At 57.6% G+C, this 20,367-nt stretch carries 19 protein-coding genes; 7 read left to right on the top strand and 12 right to left on the bottom strand.

All coding sequences use genetic code 11. The features are described 5' to 3' along the window. Positions 1–152 precede the first annotated feature (152 nt). From HII33_RS07830 to ezrA, 9 genes are all read right to left on the bottom strand, one after another. The gene (locus tag HII33_RS07830) at positions 153–1,511 is read right to left on the bottom strand and encodes a L,D-transpeptidase family protein (protein ID WP_179395246.1); all 1,359 of its coding nucleotides are present in this window, start codon (positions 1,509–1,511) and stop codon (positions 153–155) included. 145 nt (positions 1,512–1,656) lie between these two features. Next, complete coding sequence (locus HII33_RS07825) at positions 1,657–2,331, bottom strand: ABC transporter ATP-binding protein (protein WP_179395245.1); 675 nt, start codon at positions 2,329–2,331, stop codon at positions 1,657–1,659. Between the two features lie 2 nt (positions 2,332–2,333). Further along, positions 2,334–3,389 carry an FtsX-like permease family protein gene (locus HII33_RS07820; RefSeq protein WP_179395244.1) on the bottom strand — a complete coding sequence of 352 codons (1,056 nt, stop codon included), beginning with the start codon at positions 3,387–3,389 and terminating at the stop codon, positions 2,334–2,336. 4 nt (positions 3,390–3,393) lie between these two features. Next, on the bottom strand, positions 3,394–3,897 hold the full coding sequence (locus HII33_RS07815) for a TetR/AcrR family transcriptional regulator (protein ID WP_179395243.1): 504 nt from the start codon (positions 3,895–3,897) through the stop codon (positions 3,394–3,396). Positions 3,898–4,094: 197 nt separating this feature from the next. Then, on the bottom strand, positions 4,095–6,737 hold the full coding sequence (locus tag HII33_RS07810) for a valine--tRNA ligase (RefSeq protein ID WP_179395242.1): 2,643 nt from the start codon (positions 6,735–6,737) through the stop codon (positions 4,095–4,097). Positions 6,738–7,034: 297 nt separating this feature from the next. After that, the gene (locus HII33_RS07805) at positions 7,035–7,670 is read right to left on the bottom strand and encodes a redox-sensing transcriptional repressor Rex (RefSeq protein ID WP_179395241.1); all 636 of its coding nucleotides are present in this window, start codon (positions 7,668–7,670) and stop codon (positions 7,035–7,037) included. Between the two features lie 279 nt (positions 7,671–7,949). Then, positions 7,950–9,167, bottom strand: coding sequence for a tRNA uracil 4-sulfurtransferase ThiI (gene thiI, locus HII33_RS07800; RefSeq protein ID WP_179395240.1), 1,218 nt, complete (start codon positions 9,165–9,167; stop codon positions 7,950–7,952). Positions 9,168–9,187: 20 nt separating this feature from the next. Beyond that, positions 9,188–10,342 carry a cysteine desulfurase family protein gene (locus tag HII33_RS07795; RefSeq protein ID WP_179395239.1) on the bottom strand — a complete coding sequence of 385 codons (1,155 nt, stop codon included), beginning with the start codon at positions 10,340–10,342 and terminating at the stop codon, positions 9,188–9,190. 280 nt (positions 10,343–10,622) lie between these two features. Beyond that, positions 10,623–12,329, bottom strand: a complete 1,707-nt coding sequence (gene ezrA / locus HII33_RS07790; RefSeq protein WP_179395238.1) for a septation ring formation regulator EzrA — start codon at positions 12,327–12,329, stop codon at positions 10,623–10,625. 178 nt (positions 12,330–12,507) lie between these two features. On the opposite strand from ezrA, the gene HII33_RS07785 reads away from it, so the two are divergent. Together HII33_RS07785 and rpsD are read left to right on the top strand one after the other, a co-directional pair. Further along, a complete protein-coding gene (locus HII33_RS07785; RefSeq protein WP_179395237.1) occupies positions 12,508–12,990 on the top strand; it encodes a GAF domain-containing protein in 483 nt (160 codons plus the stop codon). Positions 12,991–13,167: 177 nt separating this feature from the next. After that, positions 13,168–13,779 (top strand): 30S ribosomal protein S4, encoded by a 612-nt coding sequence (gene rpsD / locus HII33_RS07780; RefSeq protein ID WP_179395236.1) that lies wholly within the window; start codon positions 13,168–13,170, stop codon positions 13,777–13,779. Between the two features lie 277 nt (positions 13,780–14,056). Here the strand turns inward: rpsD and tnpC are convergent, their stop codons facing one another. The 3 genes from tnpC to HII33_RS07765 are packed head-to-tail and all read right to left on the bottom strand — an operon-like array spanning position 14,057 to position 16,170. Continuing rightward, complete coding sequence (tnpC, locus tag HII33_RS07775) at positions 14,057–15,586, bottom strand: IS66 family transposase (RefSeq protein ID WP_179394270.1); 1,530 nt, start codon at positions 15,584–15,586, stop codon at positions 14,057–14,059. A gap of 16 nt (positions 15,587–15,602) precedes the next feature. Then, positions 15,603–15,995, bottom strand: coding sequence for an IS66 family insertion sequence element accessory protein TnpB (gene tnpB / locus HII33_RS07770; protein WP_179394269.1), 393 nt, complete (start codon positions 15,993–15,995; stop codon positions 15,603–15,605). After that, complete coding sequence (locus HII33_RS07765) at positions 15,985–16,170, bottom strand: hypothetical protein (protein WP_179394268.1); 186 nt, start codon at positions 16,168–16,170, stop codon at positions 15,985–15,987. The genes tnpB (HII33_RS07770) and HII33_RS07765 overlap by 11 nt, the downstream gene beginning before the upstream one ends. Before the next feature lie 292 nt (positions 16,171–16,462). Between HII33_RS07765 and HII33_RS07760 the strand changes: the two genes are divergently transcribed. The 5 genes from HII33_RS07760 (at position 16,463) to tnpB (HII33_RS07740) (ending at position 20,358) form a co-directional block, all read left to right on the top strand. Next, the gene (locus HII33_RS07760; protein WP_179395235.1) at positions 16,463–17,809 is read left to right on the top strand and encodes an AAA family ATPase; all 1,347 of its coding nucleotides are present in this window, start codon (positions 16,463–16,465) and stop codon (positions 17,807–17,809) included. Positions 17,810–18,847: 1,038 nt separating this feature from the next. Then, a complete protein-coding gene (locus tag HII33_RS07755; RefSeq protein WP_179395234.1) occupies positions 18,848–19,243 on the top strand; it encodes a helix-turn-helix transcriptional regulator in 396 nt (131 codons plus the stop codon). Between the two features lie 10 nt (positions 19,244–19,253). Beyond that, a complete protein-coding gene (locus HII33_RS07750) occupies positions 19,254–19,583 on the top strand; it encodes a hypothetical protein (RefSeq protein WP_179395233.1) in 330 nt (109 codons plus the stop codon). Positions 19,584–19,790: 207 nt separating this feature from the next. Continuing rightward, positions 19,791–19,976, top strand: coding sequence for a hypothetical protein (locus HII33_RS07745; RefSeq protein WP_179394268.1), 186 nt, complete (start codon positions 19,791–19,793; stop codon positions 19,974–19,976). Then, a complete protein-coding gene (gene tnpB, locus HII33_RS07740) occupies positions 19,966–20,358 on the top strand; it encodes an IS66 family insertion sequence element accessory protein TnpB (protein WP_179394269.1) in 393 nt (130 codons plus the stop codon). Before HII33_RS07745 ends, tnpB (HII33_RS07740) begins: the two co-directional genes overlap by 11 nt. The last annotated feature ends 9 nt before the right edge of the window (positions 20,359–20,367 follow it).

Below are 20,367 nucleotides of genomic sequence, written 5' to 3'. Positions count from 1 at the left end.
GTGAGCGGTTGGGCCCTCGCGCGACGCGAGCAACGCGCACGCGCCACCGTCAAGCGGCCAAGCCATGGCCCTGGGTACCGCACGCCACCTTAGCCACCAACAAAAAAGCGCGGCATCGCTGCCGCGCCACGCAACCGCCCCGAGGGCCGCGCCTAAAAGACGATGACCGGGGTCCCGTTGTCGACCACACTGAAGAGTTTGGCGATAAAGGCCGGTGGGTTGTTCACACACCCGTGCGAGCCATGCGCCTGGTACCACGTCCCGCCGTATTGGGCCTGCCACGGGCTATCATGCAGCCCGACGCCAGTGTCGTTGATCGGCATCCAGTAGGCGACCGGGGTCGCGTAATCTTCCCCTTTGAGCGTCGCATTGCGCTGCTTGGCCCAGATGGCGAAGACCCCGCTCGGCGTCGGCGTCGCCGGCTTGCCGGTGACCACCGCACTGTCCATCACCAGCTGTCCGTTCTTGTAGTACCACTCATGCTGGTTGACCTTGTCGACTTCGATGTACGTTCCCCCGATGTCGGTCCCGTCTTCGTGGTACCCACTGCCGACATGCGCCAAAGCGTGGGTAAAATCTTCTCCGGCCTTGATCAGCGCCGTGACCTTCGTCGATTCACTGGCCGATGGGATGCTCCAGCCGTAGATCCCGGCGGGGACAGTCACCGTGCCCCGCTTGGTCGACTTGAACTGGCGCGCCTTCGTGTAGGTCCCGTACTGCGCGTTGATCCCCTGAATATAAGCCTTGACGGCCGCCTGATCGACGCTCACCGCGCCGTCCGTGTAACTCAGCCACGTGTGGAGCGTCTTGGTCGGGATCGTGACGGAATGGTTCTGAATCGTCAGCGTCGCCTTGAGCGTGCCCAGCTTCTGCAGCTTCGCGACGGCGTCTTTGAGCGCCGCCGAGTCGGCGGTCAGCTTCGGCTGCACGTAGGCCTTCGTCAGGTCCACCTGGGTCTGATCCGCGGCGACGGCCGTTTGGATCGCCGTGGCGAGCCGCTTGGCGTCCAGCTGGTTGCCGCTTTTTTCCTTCTCGATCACATAGGCATCCCCACGGTCGACGACCTTTGCGTCTGTCGGTGCGGTCCGCTGCGGGTTCAGGCGCTGCGCCAGGCTGCTGGCGTAACTGGTGATCGCCGTATCGTCGCCCACCGCGAGCATGTCGGCCTTGGCGTTGCCCGCTAAGACAACGGTCTCAAAGCCCCAGGGATTCTGCTTCTTGAGCAGCGCCGCCAGCGGCTGGTGAAAATCACGGTCCAACCCCAGCTTCGTGCCGCTGACCGACTCGACGGTCTGGTCCGCTTCGGTAAGCGTGTACGTCACGCGGTCAAAGTGTTTTTTTATCGCCGCATTGGCCCCGGCGACGGTCTTGCCGCCGACCGCCACGCCCAGTACGCTGGTGTCAGGCAGGAATCGGTCCCGGTAATGCAGCCCGCGTAGCCCGTAGGCACCTGCGGCTAAAGCCGCGACGGCGACCAAGCCGATGATGGCCGCACGTTTTTTCTTCGTCATGTGTTCGTCTCCTCGCTTCGGTTCGCCACTGCCGCACACAGCGTGGTCGGTGTTATGATAACACAACTTGCGCGCGCTGACAGCGACCGGATCCTTCAAGGTGATTATACATTTATTGCAGTTTTATGACAACGTCACAAAACTGTCACGCACGTTGGGTCAAAGTTCCGTCTTGCATCTCGAAGACATGATCGGCGAACGGATCGAGCCGCACATCATGCGTGACGATCACCACGGCCTTACCGCGCTCGCGGGCCAGCGCCTGGAACAGCTGCCCCACCACCTGGACCCGCGGGCTGTCGAGCGCCGCCGTCGGTTCATCCGCCAGGACGATCGCGGGGTCCGGGTACAGGGCGCGGGCGATCGCGACGCGCTGCTGCTGGCCGCCGGAGAGCTCAGCCGGGAACTTGTGCTTCAGCTGGTCGATCCCCAACTGGCGCAGCAGCGCTTGCAGGGCAGCGGCATCCAGATTGCCGGTGCGCTTGACGCGGTCGACCAGCTTGAACTGGTCAGCAACAGTCAGATACGGCAGCAGGTGGTAGGCCTGCAGGACGAAGCCGATCGATTCGAGCCGCAGCCGGTCGCGGGCCTTTTGGGTGCGGTCACTGTACGTCTGGCCGGCGACGGTGACGGTCCCGCTGGTAGGCGTCAACAGCCCCCCGGCGATCGTCAAAAACGTGCTTTTGCCCGACCCAGACGGTCCAACGATCAGGCTCAACTCGCCGGGCTCGGCGGCAAACGAGACATCGTGGAGCACTTGCACCCGCGCGGAGCCGGTCCCGAAGACCTGGTCGACGTGTTGTAACGTGAGAACTGACATGATTACCCTCCGATCACACTGACAGGATCAACGCGCAGGACCGAGCGGACTGGGATCAGTCCCCCGACTAGGGCCATGGCAAGCAGCCCGACGCCGACCAGCGCTAACACGGGCACGTCGAACGCCATCGGCACGCTAGCCGGCATCGCGACGGCGGTGATCACCGTCAGCGCGGTCCCCAACACGAGCCCCGCCGCAACCAGTAACAGCGACTGGCTGACCGTCGCCCCGACGAGCACGCGGCTCGGGAGTCCCTGAGCGCGCAGGACCGCGTAGTTCGGCAGCTTCTGCATCGTCAGGATGTACAAGAACACCGCGATCACGATCAGCGAGATCACCATCAAAAACCCGATCATCAGCTCGAACGTCATGTTTTGCGCCGAGTAACCTGGCAGTTTGTTGATGAACGTCTTCAGCGAATAGGTCTGCAGCGCCCGGTCCTTCGCCCGGTAGCCGGCATCACGCGACACGATCGCCGAGGCGATCGGGCCGGGCATCAGGTCCTTGAGCGTCTGCCAGGCGGCCAACTGACCGTAAAGCACCGGGGCGATGTTCATCTTGGCGTGTGCGGTGAAGCCGACGATCGTGTAGGGCTTGGGGTCCGCGTTCAGCTTGAGTGTGTCGCCCAGTTCGTGGCCTGCGTCTGCCAGCGACGTATCCACGACAAGCTCGTGTGCGGTCGTCGGACGGTGGCCGCGCGTCAGCTTGAGGTCGCGCGCGACGAACTGGGACGCCTTCAACCCGATGAAGACCGCGCTGAGTTTCGCGTGCCCTTTCGCCTTAGCGACGACCGACGCTTGACCGATGTAGGCCTCGTCCGCCGAGAGCGGGCCGGCCTGCGCCGGCGTGATCAACGACTGGCGCATGTCCACATTCGCATTGGCGTTCAGCGTGACGCTGTCAACGCCCCATGCGTCCAAGGCGTCTGTGTTCTCCCGCGCAAGGCCCAGCGCAAGGCTTGTGAGGATGAAGATCAGGTAGCTGATCAAGACGATCATCGCGATGATCAGCCCCGAGCGCAACTTCTCTTTGCGGATCTCTTTCAACGCTAAAAACATTCGGTCATCCCTCCATCTGGTCAAGCGCCGTCGCCAGCTGGGCGAGCCGCGCCGTGGCGGTGTCTGGTTCGAGCAAAACGTCTCGGATCGTCTGGTGGCACAGCGTGGTCGCGGCCCACGCGGTCGGCGACGGACCCAAGCGACTCGGCCCATTGTGCAGCCGGTCGGCGTTGGCGCGAAAATGCTGGCGGATCAGCGCCCGGTACGGCGACTCGCGCACCCCGGTCAAAAACGCGCGGGTGGCCGCCAAATACGCCGCGGCTTCGTGGCCATCCGGCTGCGGCAGCCCCGCATGAATGTCTTGCATCGCCAAGCCGAACACGTAGCGGTAAGCATCCGTCAGATCATCAAAGTATTTGTAGAACGCCCCGCGTGCGATCCCCGCCTGCGCGACGATCCGGGCCACCTGCGCCGTGGCCAACGGGTGCTGGCTGAACTCATCCAGCAACGCCTGCCGGATCCGCGCCTGCTTCTGCGGCGCCAGGTGGTCAAATGTCGTCGAAACCATCGTGCTCCCTCTCCGATCGTGTAAGTGACACTGTGTCAACATCGTTGAGTATAACGCAAAGTGACACCGTGTCAACCTTTTTCTCGCCGCCTGCCGGCTCTCGCCCGCGCGGGTCGGCGTCGCGACCACCGGTTCCTGCCCGACGGTCGTGGCATCAAAAAACCACTCACCGGTCGGGTGAGTGGCGTGGCGTTCGGTCACTTAGCGGCTTGCAGTTCCGCGATGCGCGCCGTTGTGGCGGCGAGCTTCGCCGCGAAGTCCGCCTGCTTGGCTTGCTGCTCGGCGACAACGGCCGCAGGCGCCTTCGCAAGGAAACCGGCATTACCCAGCTTCTTGTCGAGGCGACCGATCTCACCTTGGAGCTTGGTCGCTTCCTTCTCAAGCTTGGCGATCTCGTCGGCCAGATCGATCAACTCGGCCAACGGCACGTAGACCGTCGCCCCTGAGATAACCGCCGTGGCGGCCAGCGCCGGGGTATCGAGGGCGGTGCCGACCTCAAAGTGCTTGCTGTGCACGAAGCGGTCGATGAACTCGAAGTTCGCCTTGAAGATCGGTGCCAGCGCCGCGTCTTGCACCCGCACTTGCACGTCGATCGGGCTAGCGAGCGGCGCGTTCACGTCGGTGCGAATGCTACGGACCGCACGGATCAGCTCGATGATCGCCTGCATATCGTCGATCGCCTGGTCATTCGCGAACTCGGCGTGGGTCGTCGGGTATGCGGCGGTGACCAGCGATTCCCCGTCATGCGGCATGGTCAGCCAGATCTTCTCGGTCACGAACGGCATGATCGGGTGCATCAGGCGCAGGACCTGGTCCAACACGTACATCAGGTTGACGCGCTTGGCGGCCTTGGCCGCCTCGTCCTCACCGTACAGCACTTCCTTGGACATCTCGATGTACCAGTCGGCCAACTCGTTCCAGATGAAGTTGTAGAGGTCACGCTCGGCCTCGCCGAATTCAAAACTGTCGAACTTCGCCGTGACACTGGCGATCGTCTGATCCAACCGGGCAAAGATCCACTGGTCGGACAGGTCAAAGGTGGCCGGATCCGGCTTCTGGTCAGCGCTCGTGTCGGCCAGGTTCATCAGCACGAACCGGGACATGTTCCAAATCTTGTTGACGAAGTTCCAGCTCGCCCCCATCTTGTCCCAGGAGAAGCGGGTGTCTTGGCCAGGCGTGCTCCCATTGACCAGGAACCAGCGCAAGGCGTCGGCGCCGTATTGGTCGATCACATCCATCGGGTCGATCCCGTTGCCCAGCGACTTGGACATTTTGCGGCCTTGTTCGTCGCGGATCAGCCCGTGCAGCAGCACGTGCTTGAACGGGCGCTGACCGGTGAACTCGAGCCCTTGGAAGATCATCCGGGCGACCCAAAACGGGATGATGTCATACCCGGTGACCAGCGTGTCCGTCGGGTAGTAGCGCTTGTAATCCGCGCTGTCTGTGTCCGGCCACCCCATCGTGGAAAACGGCCACAGCGCGGAACTGAACCAGGTGTCCAAGACGTCTGGATCCTGGTCCCAGTTCTCGGCGTCTTCTGGTGCGGTCATGCCGACGTACATCTCACCGCTGACCTTGTTGTACCAAGCTGGGATCCGGTGACCCCACCAGAGCTGGCGAGAGATGACCCAATCGTGGATGTTGTTCATCCAGTTGAGGAAGGTGTGTTCGAAGCGCTCCGGCACGAAGGTGACCTTGTCGGCCGTCTCCTGGTTGTGGATCGAGGCCTCCGCCAGCGGGCCCATCTTGACGAACCACTGGGTGGACAGCCGGGCTTCGACTTGGACCCCGGTGCGTTCGGAGTGTCCGACGCTGTGGACGATCGGGTCGATCTTGATCAGATCCCCGGACGCTTGCAGGTCTTTGACCAGCGCCTCGCGGCAGTCGAAGCGGTCCATCCCCTGATACTTGCCGGCGTTCGCATTCATCGTGCCGTCGTCGTTCATGCAGTTGATCCGTGGCAGGTCGTGGCGATTCCCGACCTGAAAGTCGTTCGGGTCATGCGCCGGCGTGATCTTCACCGCCCCGGTCCCAAAGGCTGGGTCGGCGTGTTCATCGGTGATGATCGGGATCTCGCGGCCGACCCCTGGGACGATCACGTTTTTGCCGATCACGGCTTGGTAGCGCGGGTCGTGGGCGTTGACCGCCACGGCCGTGTCCCCGAACATCGTCTCGGGCCGCGTCGTCGCGATCTCGATGCCGCCCGGCGTCCCGTCGGCGTACTGATAGATCAGGTGGTAGAACGCACCTTCGTCGTCTTGGTGGATCACCTCGATGTCCGACAGCGCCGTGCGCGCCTGCGGGTCCCAGTTGACGATGTACTCGCCGCGGTAGATCAGGCCCTTGTTGTACAAGTCAACGAAGACTTTGCGCACCGCCTCGCTCAGGCCGTCGTCCAAGGTGAAGCGCTCGCGGGAGTAATCCAGAGACAGCCCCAACTTGCCCCATTGGGTCTTGATCGTGGCGGCGAACTCGTCTTTCCATTCCCAGACCTTATCGACGAACGCCTCGCGGCCGAGGTCATAGCGCGTAATGCCTTCTTTGCGCAGCTTGGCTTCGACCTTGGCCTGGGTCGCGATTCCGGCGTGGTCCATCCCCGGTACCCACAGGGTGTCGAAGCCCTGCATCCGCTTCTGGCGGATGATCATGTCTTGCAGCGTCGTGTCCCAGGCGTGGCCCAGGTGCAGCTTGCCGGTGACGTTCGGGGGCGGGATGACGATGCTGTACGGCTTGGCGGACTGATCGCCAGACGGCTTGAAGACGCCTTGCGCCAGCCACTTCTCGTAGCGGCCCGCTTCGACCGCTTTGGGGTCGAACTTTGGTGCTAATTCTTCTTTCATAAGGAATCCCTCCACAGGTTTTTGGTTGGACAAAAAAAACTCGCCCTAAGATTAGGACGAGTTGACTCGCGGTGCCACCTAAATTGGGGAAACCCGTTCCCCCAGCTCAGTTCGATATCGGTGAATGACCGGTCGCCCCTACTCGATTCAGGTGGACAGCTCGCAAGCTACACTCCGGAAGTGGCTCAAGGCTCGCACCTGACCGCCTTGTCGCTGCAAAACCCACCTGCCGGACCCTCTTGTTCAACGCGTTATCCGCATTATAAACTAGTGCGCATGACCCGTCAACGCGAATCGTCAGTGCCGCGTCTTCTGGTGCGCGGTGAACAGGAGGCTCTGCAACTCAGACGTCAGGTCGATGTAGCGGATCGTTGTCTCCGGCTTGCAGGCGACGGGCTTCGGGGCGAAGGTCAAGATCGCGTCGATGCCGGCGTCTTCCAGCGCGTGGACCACCGCGGGCTGCGAGGCACTCGGCACCGCCAGGATCGCCGTGTGCATCCCCGGCTCGAGGTGCGTGGCGAGCGTCTCGAACGCGTACACCGGGATGTCCGCCACCACCCCGAGCTTGGCCGGGTCCGAATCGAAGGCCATCGTGATGTTCAGATCCGGGTTGCGGCGAAAGTTGTTCTGCATCAAGGCAGCTCCCAGCCCCCCGACACCGACGAGGATGATCGACTCGCGTGTGTGCACCTCCAGCAACTTGCCGAAGGCGTCCACCAGCGTCCCGACCGAGTACCCGTAGCCGCTTTTGCCCATCTCCCCGAAACTAGAAAAATCGCGTCGGATCGTGGCCGACGGGATATGCACGATCTCACTCAACTTGTCCGAGCGAATGCGGCTGATCCCCTGTTGCTGCAGCTGCTGCACGGCGCGGTAATAGAGCGGGATACGGCGGATCGTTGCCTTGGATACTGGTGCTTTGGCTTTTAACATGGCGTCCACCCCTTACACATTTTGTTACCGTTTTCACCTTTCAGTTTATCACGTTGTTTGTGAACGGGCAAACAAACTTTTCGCCGGCGCCTCGCCGCCGGGCGCAAACCGGGTTGTGACATAACCCCTGGTGGCACGACTATTCCAGAACGTTACGTGCCATAACGCAACGCCCTAGCCGTATAAGCGAGACCCCCTGCAAAACCTAAGTTCGGGTTTTTCAGGGGGTCTCGCTTATACTCTGGGCTAAAACCGCGTTATGGCACAGCCCCTATGCGGTCACAGCAGTTCTGCGATCAGGTCTCGGTCCTGGGCCATGAACTCGTCGGAGCCCTTGATATCGGTGATGATCAGCCCGTCTAAGGCGCGTTGCATCAGGCCATCCACGTCGAGCTTACTTTCGTAGTAGCGTGCGCGGTCGAGGTTCGGCTTCGTCTTCGGTGCCGGTGGGGCGAAGATCGTGCAGCAGTCCTCGAATGGCATGATCGACAACTCGTACGTGTCGATGTCTTCCGCCAAGCGGATGATCTCGTTTTTGTCCATCGTCGCCACCGGGCGGATGATCGGCATCGTGGTGACGTCGTTGATCGCGACCATGCTCTCGAGCGTCTGCGACGCGACCTGGCCGACCGATTCCCCGTTAAAGATCGCGAGTGCCCCGCGCTTGTGCGCGATCGCCTCGGCGAGCCGCAACATCAGGCGCCGCTGGATGGTCATCAGGTACCCTTCCGGCAGCGTGGCCTTGATCGTCTCTTGGATCTCCGTGAACGGCACCTGAATGAAGCGGATCGAGCCGACATACGGTGCCAGCTTGGTCGTCAGCTGCTTGGCCTTGGCCAACGCTTGGTCGCTCGTGTACGGCGGCGAGAAGAAGTGGACCATCTCGATGTCGACCCCGCGCTTCAAGGCAAGGTAGCCGGCCACCGGCGAGTCGATCCCACCGCTGAGCATCAAGATGCCCTTGCCTGCCGTACCGACCGGCAAGCCGCCGGCCCCCAGCACCGTCTTCGTCGACAGGAAGATCGCCTCACGCCGCACTTCCACACGTAACACGTAATCCGGGTCTTTCATCTTGACCACTAGATCCGGGCGCACTTCGGTCAGGTAGTCGCCCAAGTCCAGGTTCATCTCGTTAGTGTCGAGGGCAAAGCTGTGGTCCGCCCGCTTGGTCTGGACCTTGTAGGACGCCCCGGTCGGTACGGTCGCCGCCATCAGCGCCTGCACCGCCGCGTGCACCGCCGGCATCTCCTTGGCCACGGCGACCGACGGCGAGAAGCTCTGGATCCCGAACACTTTGCTCAACCGCGCCATCACGCGCTCGGCGTCTTCTCCGTTCAAGTCGATGTGGAGCCGATCGCGCTTCGGGTGCAGGCGCAGCGCCGGGAATTCGTGCAGCGCCTTGGTGACATTGCCGTTCAGCCGGCCGATGAACGCTTGGCGGTTCTTGCCCTTGGTGGACAGCTCGCCGTAGCGAACCATGATTTCACTATATTGCACAGTATCTTCCTTTCTCGGTGTCAGGCCTGCGGCATCAGCTTGGCGAAGCCGGCATAGACCTGATCGAAGGCGGCGTTGAAGGCGTCCGCTTCGGCTAATGTGTTTTGGTCGTCCAGACTGACCCGGATCGCGCTGGTCGCCACGCTGCTTTGAACGTGCATCGCCGCGAGCGTACTGGATTCCGTCCCTTTTTTGCTGGAGCAGGCGCTGGTGGTGCTGATATAGATATCATGCTGCTCGAAGGCGTGCACGATCGTCTCGCCACGCACGCCGCGGATCGCGAAGCACAGGATGTGCGGGGCAAAATCCGGCGTCAGCTGGCTGAATAACACGACATTCGGGTACTGCGCCACGTGCTCATAGATCCGCGTCCGGATCGCCTGCTCATGCGCGACCTTCTCGTCTTCGTCGGTCAGCAGCAGGCGGAGCGCCTTGGCCATCGCGGCGATTGCCGGGGTGTTCTCCGTCCCGGAGCGCAGGTTCGACTCCTGGCCGCCGCCGGTCATCAGCGGCGCGATGTGGCGGCCTTCCTCCATATAGATAAACCCGGTCCCACGCGGCCCGTGGAACTTGTGGCCGGAGAACGTGATGAAATCGATCCGGGGGTGGCGCAGCGCCGCCATCAGCCCCTTGCCGATCCCCTGCACCGCATCGACATGCAGGTGGATGTTGGGATGGGCCTCGAGCAGCTCGGCGACAGCCGTCAGCGGCTGCTTGGCCCCGATCTCGTTGTTCACTGCCATCACCGACACCAAGATCGTGTCGTCGCGGATCGCCGCCGCCAGAGCCGCCGGATCGATGAAGCCGCGGTGGTCGACCGGCAGGTAAGTGACCTCAAAGCCCAACTGCTCCAGCTGGTGCATCGTGTTGATGATCGCCGGGTGCTCGACGGCCGTCGTGATCAAGTGCTTGCCGAACTGGCGCTTCTCGATCGCAGTGCCTTTGAGCACCCAATTGTCGCCTTCCGTGCCGCCGCTGGTGAAGTAGATCTCATCCGGTTGGGCCTGGATCAAGTCCGCGATCTGCTTGCGGGCGCTTTGAAGCATCGCATCACCCTTACCGCCGACCGCGTGCAGACTGCTCGGGTTCCCGTAGAAGTCCTCCGACACCTTGCGGTAGGTATCGAGCACTGCGGGTAGCGCCTTTGTCGTCGCGCTATTGTCAAAATAGATCATGTCTCGTCGCCGTTCCTTCCGAATTGTAAGTTCACTGGATGAAATTATACCAGAAGCCCAAGGGTTTGGGTACCCACGATCACGGTAGGCGGCTGGGAACCAAAAAAAGAGCGCGGACAATCGTCGACTTGTCCGTGCTCTATCTTTAGTCGCCGGCTTGCCGCACAGGCAGGGCCGAAACGCCAGTGCGGCGCCTTGACCATACCGATCACTCAGGCTCAGAGCTTGGCGGGGGAGCCGGTCAGCCCTAGCCCGCTCAGCGGGCCACGACCGTCACAGCTCAGAACAGATCGGCCCCCTTAGCCGTCAAGTAGGCGTCTTCGACTTTTTTCACGCTGCCGGGTTCGGTACTCTCCAGTGCTGCGCCGATCACGTCGGCGGCCTGCTGGTAGTTGAACTGCGCGTACAGCGTGTGGGCCGCCTCGACCGCCTTGGCGATGTCTTCGTGGGTGGTCTTGTAGCGGTTCGCGTACTGCAACAGCTGCTCGGTCATCGCTGCGGCGTCGATCACCTCGCGACTCTTCGTCTTGAGGGTCTCGATATCTGTAGCGATCCGGATCAGCTGCTTGGCGATCTGGTCGAGGTCGATCTTGACCTGATTCAGATCCCGGTTCAGCTGATCGACCGTCCGCGTGACCGCCCGGAAAAAGTCGAGGTACGGCCGCGGTAGACCCGGGAGGCCGTGGCGAGACATCTCGTATTTGATGTCCCGCAGCGCCAGCTCGAACTGGTCGGCCTGATCCACCGCTTTTTGCTCCGTCTCCCGCAGATCAGCCACCGACGCGTTGATCGCCTGCTGCTTGAGCTCGATCGCCTTCAAGTCGGTGCGCGTCGCGCCGAACTGGTCGCGGACCGCCGAGTAGATCGCGGTGTGATCCGCGATCCGGTCGATCGCCTGCTGGTAGCCCGTCTGCAGCGTCTCCAGCTCCAGGCGCAGGTCGTTGGTGCGCTTAAGCTCATCGTGGTTCAACGCGTACGACTGATTCAAGTGGTCGAGCTCGGTCGCAAGCGTGTGGTTCTGCTTCAAGGCGTGATTGATGAACTGACGCAAGTCCGCACCGGTCTTGTCCACCGTATCCTTGGCCGTCAGCTCTTTTTCCATCACGGCGTACAGGCTGTCGATCTTGTCGGCGATCGTCGCCGCGTTGGCGGTCAGCTCCGTCACGTCGAGGTCACGGATCTGCTGTTCGGCCTGCGCGACCAGCGCCCGAACGCTCGCCACGCCTTCCGGAATGTCTTCGGTGAACCGGAAGTGCCGCGCGACCAGCTGCGCGTCACCGCGCTCGATCTCGTTGAGCTGCTCAGGAAATTCATTGACGACCGAATTGACCAGTTGTGGGAGCGCCTTGATCTGGTTCTGCACGGCGGCGATCGCCAAGCGCGCCTGGTGCAACTGCGTCTTCGCCAGGTCGTAATCCCCTTCGACGTTCGTCGCGTTGACTGTCGTCAGCTGGGCGGCGATGTCTTGCAACGCGGCCTCTAGCGGGGGGAGGGCCTCGCCGTACGCGAAGCTCTTGGCCAATACCGTCTTGCGCGCCTCTTGGTAGTCGTCACGCAGGCGGTTCAGCTGGCCGCGGTTCTCAGCCTCGCTCGCCTGCAACTTCTGCAACGCGCCGTGGATCGCCACCAGCTGCTGTTGTGTGTCGGCCCGCAGTGCATCCAGCGTCTGCAGATCCGCGTTGACGGACTTGAAGCGAAACTGCTTGTTGGCCTGTTCGACATCTAGCAGTGCCGTCTGCAGGTCCGTCAGCGGGCCGCTCGTCAACTGCTGATAGGCCTGACGTTGCGCGGTGAACCCGTCAAGGCTCGCCCCGGCCACGCCCAGTTGATCGATGTTGCGGATCAGACTCGTGATCGAGCCGTCATCCAGCGTTGCGATCTGCGCGTCCAGCTGCTGGATCGCCCGGTTATTCTTGAGCTGGAAGCCCCAGACCCCGAGTCCGACCAGCACGATGAGCACAAGTATCGCAATAATGATCCCAGTCATATTTACACCTTCCACACCAGTGCCTCGAATTGCAAATTCACGCGCGTTCCACTACAATGCTCGTATTCACATGGGCACAAGTCTTCTCTCCTAGTATCTCAAAAAGACCCCGAACTTAAAAGGCCTAATATAGGTAAACGCCCGGTATTCCTGAATTTTCTCGAAAGGTGGTCCCCACATGACCGAACTAGATCCCCTCATCGTCGCCCAAGTCGACGCCCTGCTGGACGGCGAACACAACCCGATCACCGCACTGGCCAACGCCAGCGCGCTGCTCTACAACACCATGCCTGACCTGAACTGGGCGGGTTTCTACCTATACAGCCCGACCAACGCCAGCCTCGACCTCGGCCCCTTCCAAGGGCAAGTCGCCTGCATGCACATCCAGCCCGGCCAAGGCGTCGTCGGCACCAGCTTCGCCCAGCAGCAGGCGCTGCGGGTCCCGAACGTCCATGAATTCGCTGGCCACATCGCCTGCGACGCCGCCAGCAATTCGGAAGTCGTCGTGCCGCTGACTGTCGGCACGACGACGGTCGGGGTCTTGGACATCGATTCCCCACGCCTTGACCGCTTTAGTGAAAACGACCTGAAAACCTTGCAGGCCTTCGCGCAAGCGCTGGCGAAACACCTTGACGCCGATGCTATCCGTAAGGTATACTAGCCTGCGAGTAATTTAATGCAGCAGTGAATGGCATGGTCGGCTCCAGTCGCGCACCCCACTTGTGGGCGAGCGCAGTAACCGCGGCTGCATTGGTGAACCGCCTAGTGCGACTGCCCGTGTGCTGAGTTCACATCCCATTAACTTACTCCAATACAAAATTTTTGGAGGAATCTCAATATGTCTCGTTATACTGGTCCTCGCTGGAAGCAGTCTCGCCGTCTCGGCCTGTCCCTCTCCGGCACTGGTAAGGAACTCGCGCGTCGTCCGTACGCCCCTGGCGATCACGGTGCCAACAACCGCCGCAAGATCTCTGAATACGGTCAGCAACTGACCGAAAAGCAGAAGCTGCGCTGGATGTACGGCTTGAACGAACGCCAATTCCAGAACCTGTTCATCCGCGCCGGCAAGATCAAGGAAGGCACCCACGGTGATAACTTCATGGTCCTGCTCGAACAGCGCTTGGACAACCTGGTATTCCGTCTCGGCCTTGCGACCACGCGTCCGCAGGCTCGTCAGCTCGTCAACCACGGTCACATCACCGTTGATGGCAAGCGCGTTGACATTCCTTCCTACGAAGTTAAGCCGGGTCAAGTGATCGGCTTGCGTGAGCGTTCCCAGAACCTCACGATCGTCACCGAAGCGCTCGAAAGCACGGTTTCCCGCCCTGCTTACGTGACCTTCGACGACAACAAGAAGGAAGGCTCCCTGGTTCGTCTGCCACAGCGCGAAGAACTGGAACCAGATGTTGACGAAGCGCTGGTCGTTGAATACTACAACCAGAAGCTGTAATATTCAGCTCCACAAACGTTGTGACCGGACTTCTACTGTTGCAGATCGTTGCAGATTCTACAACTCGGATAGTAAGTCCATTGCACGCCCATTCTGGGCGTGTTTTTTTTTTCGGGCATTAACGAGATGTTCTGCAATAAAGTCTTGCTGGTTATACCTGTCGTTCAGTCGATTCATTTTTCATCTTCACAAAGTTCAACGTAAGCACCCAATAATCGACCGTCTTGCAAACTGAGAAGGGCCGCAATCCTATTTTTGGATTGCGACCCTTCATTGCTTACGCGGTTTCGCTAGTTGCTGGCTTTAGATGCTGATTCCAAGGTAAATAAGCCTCAGCTTGTTCCCTCGTTGGTGAGGCAGACAGTTGTGACAGCCCATGCAGAAGTCGCTCAATGTAACTTCGTGGATCCAGTCCGTTGGCTTTGGCAGTCTCAACGATCGTCATCCAGATCGCATTGGCTTCGGCCCCCTTTGGGCTGGTGGCGAACAGCCAGTTCTTTCGTCCAATCACGAAGGACTTCATGTTCCGCTCTGATGCATTGTTGCTCAAATCAATCTCGCCAAACTCCAAGACTCGATTAAGCATGCACCGCTGATTCAAAGCGTAGGTCAGAGCGACACCCAGTCGCGATTTCGGCGCCGGCGCGGCCTGATCACACCAAGCCCAGAACTGATCAATCAGAGGTTCTAGTTCTGCCTGTCGACATTTCAGACGCTCGGCCGGTGATAAGAGCGCCCATTGTGTCTCAAGGTGGAACATCTGGTTGAGCAGCTCTAGCGGTTTCGTGCTGGTAAATTTACCTTTAACCTTCGCTGCGTCGTCGTAGAATTTACGCCGAACGTGCGCCCAACAACCAACACGGATGACGCTGTCGCCAAGAAGATTATATCCGGCATAGCCATCACACTGCAGGACCCCAGTATAGCCTGAGTATATTCGCTGCGCGAACTTACCAGAGCGGGTGTTGCCATAAGCGTAGTAGACGACCTGCTGGTCGGCGAGGCGAATACTGCGTTCTACCCAGATGTATGATTTACTCTTTGCCGACTTACCCGGTTCTCTCAGCACTTGGAACGGTGTTTCGTCGCCTTGCAGGAACCGCTCTGACAGGAGGTACTCGTGCATCAGGTCATAGACTGGTCTGACGATTTCTGCCGCGTTGATTACCCAGTTTGTCATGGTCGTCTCACTGAGTAGAAGACCCGCTCGGCGCCATTCTAATATCTGACGATAAAGCGGTGTACCCAGCATGTATTTCTGATAGAGCAACTCAGCGACTAGCGACGAGGTCGCGAGACTGTGCGGGAACAACGCCTGCGGCGCTTGTCCTTGATACAGGTGACTCACACCATCCTCGAGCTCACATTCCGGACACTTGTATGTCTCTTCAAAGATACGCTCAACATACAATCTGCCTGGTATGTGTTGGACCACTTCACGCACGAGATGCTTGCCCACTTTAGCCAGCTGATGACCATGATCACACAGCTCACTTTTTCGAGTGATCACGGTTTCTTCGATGGGCAATTTTGGATCGATTGATTCACCGCGACTGCTTTTAGGCTTGCGCTTGGCTTTTACTACGACTATTTCTTCGCTTTGTTGCCCAGTCTGCTCTGGGTCGGTAAAAACACTGTTATCTCCCAGAAGAGACAGCTGATTAGGATCGGTCATCTTCTCCGAATGGGAGCCGTAGAGTTTCCGAGTTAAATACGCGACCTGCTCGGTGAGCGCCTGAACTTGTTTCATGAGTTCTCGATTTTGCTCGAGTGCCTGTTTGAGCAGATCTTCAGTCGTAGTGACCATGGGCGTAGCCCTCGATTCATTGATGTTGGGTTGAGTGTACCACTGGTGCGACGGGCTTTCTACCATTATTTCTTGGACAAAACTGGTTTACCGTCGACTCCAATCCCCAACCAGATAAAAGACGCTCTAATTGCTTAGCGTGGAGTTTCTTAACCTCATTTTGAGTCGTTGGCCACTGTAGCCGGCCGTCCTCAATTCGCTTGTAGAGCAGGATAAATCCATCGCCAGCCCAATATAGGGCCTTAAACCGATCCTTGCGGGTCCCGCAAAATAGAAACAGTGCCCGACTGTACGGATCCAGATGATATTCCTCTTGGATAACTCCAGCCAAGCCTTCAATACCACGACGCAAGTCGGTCTTACCACAAATCAAATAAATGCCGCTGAGCTTGTGGATATCAATGAGCATTGGCGAACACCGCCTTCATCAAGGCATCCAGGATATAGCCCTGGATATGGTTATACACTACAACCGTTTTGTTGGTGTCAATCTTAACTTGAAAGGCCTTGGTGGCAGTGCTCAGTGGCGCCCGCCGCTGGTCATCCTCTAATTTGATCCGAACAATCTCAGGTTTCTCATCCATAAAATTACCTCACCAATTTAGATTTGATGAGGCAATCATACTGCCCGGCAAGGGGCAATCATATCCGGTCTGTTATTGGGTGCTTACAGTTCAACAAAAAACAGACTCCCCGCTTCTCTAGTTTTGTGAATTTCAATAACTGGTGTTTTTCCCCTTCCATAGTATGATTGACCTTCATGGAATTAAGAATATAATCTTAGATATAAATAAATCTCTCGGGGGTCTATATGGAAAGGGAATGCGTTTTTATTTCGTTTGTGGCGGCTGTTACCACTGAAAGTGAGCAGAAATTATGACAGATGCCAGTAATGTCTTTGTAAGAAACGGTGTGCCAACAATTACTTATGTTGCTCGTCACGAGTTAATGCTGGAAGAAAATTTAAAAAACGAAATTACTCAACTAACAAAAATTGTACATGTAAAATCAATTAGTAAAACTGGTAAGACCGTTCTAATTCAGCATGTTATGAGTGAAAACCATTTAAACTACGTCACAATAAATGGATCCGACTTTGTACTCGAAGAGGACTTTGCAGCAACAATTGCCGCAATTATCGGGGTCGAGCTAGAGTCAGAGATTTTAAAAACTCAATCGGCTACAAAAGTTAACTTTTCGGCAGAAGTAAGGGCCGGCTTTTTAAGACTATTTGATATTGGCTTCAATACAGGTGATGACCTAGTGAAAACAAAGACCTATGTCGGCCAGCGACATACACCTGTACGAGATTCACTTTTAAGGTTTTTACTTCAAAACGACATTGTAATTGTGTTCGACGATTTTCATTTTATTGACGAAGAAAAACAAATTAAGATTCTAAGAGCATTAAAATCCTGGTCTCAGAGCGGTGCCCGGTTCATAATTGCTACCACTCCTGGACGTTCGAAAGAACTTTCAGACATTGAACCTGATTTAAGTGGTAGATATGATTCCCTTTCAATTCCGACCTGGACGACTGCCGATTTAATAATGGTTGGCAAAAAAGGGTTTGACTATTTAGGTATCCCCTATGACGAACCTGCCTTGTCTTTTTTAGCACGATATAGTTTTAGAAACCCACAGTTAATGCAATCGTTCTGCCTCTTTGCTGCCTTAGACGTTAAAAATAAGTTAACAGTCGAACATGCACGCGGTGCTATTCAGAAATATTATGAAAGAAACATTGATGCGGGCAAACGTTATCTAATTGATCTAGAAAAGGGGCCAGATGAACATGGAACTCAGCGTACCGTCCGACCAGCAATCGGTAACCCTGATGCCGATATTTATAATCTTATCGTGCGAGCTACAGCATCATTGAGCTTGGATCATGAAAAGGTTCCTTACCCAACGTTTACCAAAGAAGTTAAATCCTTTACAGATAACATCGAAGATAACAATTCGTTCAACGGATCGCTAACTAATTCATTGCATCATATAGTAAGTATTCAGGCTGTCAAACATAAAAAAGAGTCGCCACTTATAGTTTATGAAAGCGAAAAGAACGAGGTTCTCTTCCAAAACTCACATATTGCCTTTTTACTAAACTGGACAAGCACGCTAGATAAATTGTGTGATCTTGAAAAAGAAGCAGAGTCAAAGAAAAGCCGAAACGGTAACGTAGAAAACCAAATTGACCTTTTTGACCAAACGTTTAATTAAATGTTTATGAGTCTACACAAATTTTACAATACTATGCCACTACAAACCTTGGGCTCAGTACTCATTTTACGTCAGCTTCTCTCAATGCCACCTATGCATTTGAAAAGTCTCACTACTTCTGCGCGCACTAATCACAGTGAACTATATCGATATTGGAATGAACTCCTGATCTTGGTGTATAAGTAGTGCTCTTACGAGTTTGCCACACCCCTTTCTTGGTGAAAACGTGTGTGCTACCGGAAGTTTGCGCAGTGACCTATTAGTGCTCGCGACTGCCCTCAATGCGTAACGCCAACGACACCAAAATAAGTTCTGTGAATGAATCTCTAGATTTGGATTACTGCCCAAACCTGGAGGTTCATATCTGGTCAAATGCTTTTTTTGCGCCACCTGCGTGCTGGTGACCACGCGCCTCGGATCGTGCACCAGTTTGGCGGGGTGGTACACCGACCTGTCGTTTTTGGCGCGCCTAGACACACCAAAGCCGCCCCAGGGAAGCCCCCAGCGCGCCTTTGGCTGACGTGACCCGCCGTTGCCAGGCGGAGCCGCAGGGCCGCAGCGGCTTGACGCCGCGTGGGCCTTGCGTGGCCGGTGTGTCAGCACACCGGCCGGACTTGATTAGATGCCTGCCGGAGCAGGGGCAACCCGACGGTTCGCACGATCGATTCATCCACATACCACTGGCCTTTGCGTCCGTCAGTACGCGACGCTTCACTGCATATGCTCTGTGGGGGTTACTAGGCGAAAGCCTTGGATGATTTCACCAAGCCTGAAGGTCACCGGTGCCGGCAGCTGTCCGACATCACCTTAGACTCGAGCTCGACGTTACTGTAGCACGCCGTTGATTTTTTAGCAAGCGGTTACACTCGCGACGGATTTTCCGGCCGACTTCGCCCCGCCCCCGCAAAAAAGCGGTAAGATGAAGCTGTCTGATCCACCCGACACCGGCCTATTTCGCGGCAATTTGGCGATGTCAAATTTTTTGGCTACACAATCCAGGCCGATTCGACTAGGCTCAAGCGTGAGGAGTGATGTGTAATGATCATTGGCGAACAATTACGTCAGGCCCGAACGGCCGCTGGAATGTCACAGGAACAGTTGGCGGAGGTTGTCTCGGTCAGTCGGCAGACAGTGTCGAACTGGGAAAACTCACGCAGCTATCCAGACATCGAACGCGTGATGCGACTAGCCGAGCTGTACCATCTCTCCTTAGACGAACTCTTGAGAGGTGATCGACAAATGGTGAAGTCATGGCTCGATGCGACCGATGTCGTCAAGACGAGCAAGTGGTTAGCCCTGATGCTGGGGCTGAACCTCTGCTTGACGCTCGGGCTCATCTGCTCCAGCCACGTGGTGTGGCTGACCGCGTTGCTACTGCTGTTGCTGGTTGGATGCATTGGCACTGCATTCTTCTTGATGGTCAAGCTGATCTGAGGTGATCCTGATGCTAGTGCTAGTTCTAACGCTCCTCGTCGTCGCGATCGTACTCGCCGCGGTCACGCTCGCCTACCTGATGACCCAGCTGCTGACCCTTGACGCGACGGCCCGCGGGCTCGCCCGTCCCCGGTTGATCGGGGTGCTAGCCGCAGGGACCCAAAACGGCGCGGGCCTGCTCGCTTACCTCGCGCTCCGGCGCAGCCACCCGCTCGTCCCGGCGTGCGACTGCCCCGCTCGCCGCGAACGGTTGAAGGTCGCGAGCCTCGGCGCATTCGCCGTTCTGCTCGTCTGCGGGGTCTGCGGCGTGCTGGTCTTACTGTCGGGTCGGCTTGCGTGACCGGCGCCCCCGTTGCAGTGGCCGCCGCTGAACCGGATCCAGTACCCAGAACCGCAAAGGAGCCGTTGGCCTCATTGGCCAACGGCTCCTTTGTCATCCGCTCGGTGAGCAAGAACGCTCGTAAGCACCCAATAACAGACCGGATATGATTGCCCCTTGCCGGGCAGTATGATTGCCTCATCAAATCTAAATTGGTGAGGTAATTTTATGGATGAGAAACCTGAGATTGTTCGGATCAAATTAGAGGATGACCAGCGGCGGGCGCCACTGAGCACTGCCACCAAGGCCTTTCAAGTTAAGATTGACACCAACAAAACGGTTGTAGTGTATAACCATATCCAGGGCTATATCCTGGATGCCTTGATGAAGGCGGTGTTCGCCAATGCTCATTGATATCCACAAGCTCAGCGGCATTTATTTGATTTGTGGTAAGACCGACTTGCGTCGTGGTATTGAAGGCTTGGCTGGAGTTATCCAAGAGGAATATCATCTGGATCCGTACAGTCGGGCACTGTTTCTATTTTGCGGGACCCGCAAGGATCGGTTTAAGGCCCTATATTGGGCTGGCGATGGATTTATCCTGCTCTACAAGCGAATTGAGGACGGCCGGCTACAGTGGCCAACGACTCAAAATGAGGTTAAGAAACTCCACGCTAAGCAATTAGAGCGTCTTTTATCTGGTTGGGGATTGGAGTCGACGGTAAACCAGTTTTGTCCAAGAAATAATGGTAGAAAGCCCGTCGCACCAGTGGTACACTCAACCCAACATCAATGAATCGAGGGC

Origin of the sequence: Lacticaseibacillus absianus (genome assembly GCF_013407595.1) — a bacterium.
Taxonomy (GTDB): Bacteria; Bacillota; Bacilli; order Lactobacillales; family Lactobacillaceae; genus Lacticaseibacillus; species Lacticaseibacillus absianus.
The sequence above is the reverse complement of the archived record's forward strand: the minus strand, read 5'-3'. Positions and strand labels throughout refer to the sequence as shown.

What these genes read in the sequence shown, in the direction of transcription:
- ezrA (WP_179395238.1), bottom strand. Translation starts at nt 12,329, where the DNA reads ATGACTGGGATCATTATTGCGATACTTGTGCTCATCGTGCTGGTCGGA.
- HII33_RS07805 (WP_179395241.1), bottom strand. Translation starts at nt 7,670, where the DNA reads ATGTTAAAAGCCAAAGCACCAGTATCCAAGGCAACGATCCGCCGTATC.
- tnpB (WP_179394269.1), bottom strand. Translation starts at nt 15,995, where the DNA reads ATGCTCATTGATATCCACAAGCTCAGCGGCATTTATTTGATTTGTGGT.
- HII33_RS07760 (WP_179395235.1), top strand. Translation starts at nt 16,463, where the DNA reads ATGACAGATGCCAGTAATGTCTTTGTAAGAAACGGTGTGCCAACAATT.
- HII33_RS07810 (WP_179395242.1), bottom strand. Translation starts at nt 6,737, where the DNA reads ATGAAAGAAGAATTAGCACCAAAGTTCGACCCCAAAGCGGTCGAAGCG.
- tnpB (WP_179394269.1), top strand. Translation starts at nt 19,966, where the DNA reads ATGCTCATTGATATCCACAAGCTCAGCGGCATTTATTTGATTTGTGGT.
- HII33_RS07820 (WP_179395244.1), bottom strand. Translation starts at nt 3,389, where the DNA reads ATGTTTTTAGCGTTGAAAGAGATCCGCAAAGAGAAGTTGCGCTCGGGG.
- HII33_RS07795 (WP_179395239.1), bottom strand. Translation starts at nt 10,342, where the DNA reads ATGATCTATTTTGACAATAGCGCGACGACAAAGGCGCTACCCGCAGTG.
- HII33_RS07825 (WP_179395245.1), bottom strand. Translation starts at nt 2,331, where the DNA reads ATGTCAGTTCTCACGTTACAACACGTCGACCAGGTCTTCGGGACCGGC.
- HII33_RS07755 (WP_179395234.1), top strand. Translation starts at nt 18,848, where the DNA reads ATGATCATTGGCGAACAATTACGTCAGGCCCGAACGGCCGCTGGAATG.
- rpsD (WP_179395236.1), top strand. Translation starts at nt 13,168, where the DNA reads ATGTCTCGTTATACTGGTCCTCGCTGGAAGCAGTCTCGCCGTCTCGGC.
- HII33_RS07745 (WP_179394268.1), top strand. Translation starts at nt 19,791, where the DNA reads ATGGATGAGAAACCTGAGATTGTTCGGATCAAATTAGAGGATGACCAG.
- tnpC (WP_179394270.1), bottom strand. Translation starts at nt 15,586, where the DNA reads ATGGTCACTACGACTGAAGATCTGCTCAAACAGGCACTCGAGCAAAAT.
- HII33_RS07750 (WP_179395233.1), top strand. Translation starts at nt 19,254, where the DNA reads ATGCTAGTGCTAGTTCTAACGCTCCTCGTCGTCGCGATCGTACTCGCC.
- HII33_RS07765 (WP_179394268.1), bottom strand. Translation starts at nt 16,170, where the DNA reads ATGGATGAGAAACCTGAGATTGTTCGGATCAAATTAGAGGATGACCAG.
- HII33_RS07815 (WP_179395243.1), bottom strand. Translation starts at nt 3,897, where the DNA reads ATGGTTTCGACGACATTTGACCACCTGGCGCCGCAGAAGCAGGCGCGG.
- HII33_RS07830 (WP_179395246.1), bottom strand. Translation starts at nt 1,511, where the DNA reads ATGACGAAGAAAAAACGTGCGGCCATCATCGGCTTGGTCGCCGTCGCG.
- HII33_RS07785 (WP_179395237.1), top strand. Translation starts at nt 12,508, where the DNA reads ATGACCGAACTAGATCCCCTCATCGTCGCCCAAGTCGACGCCCTGCTG.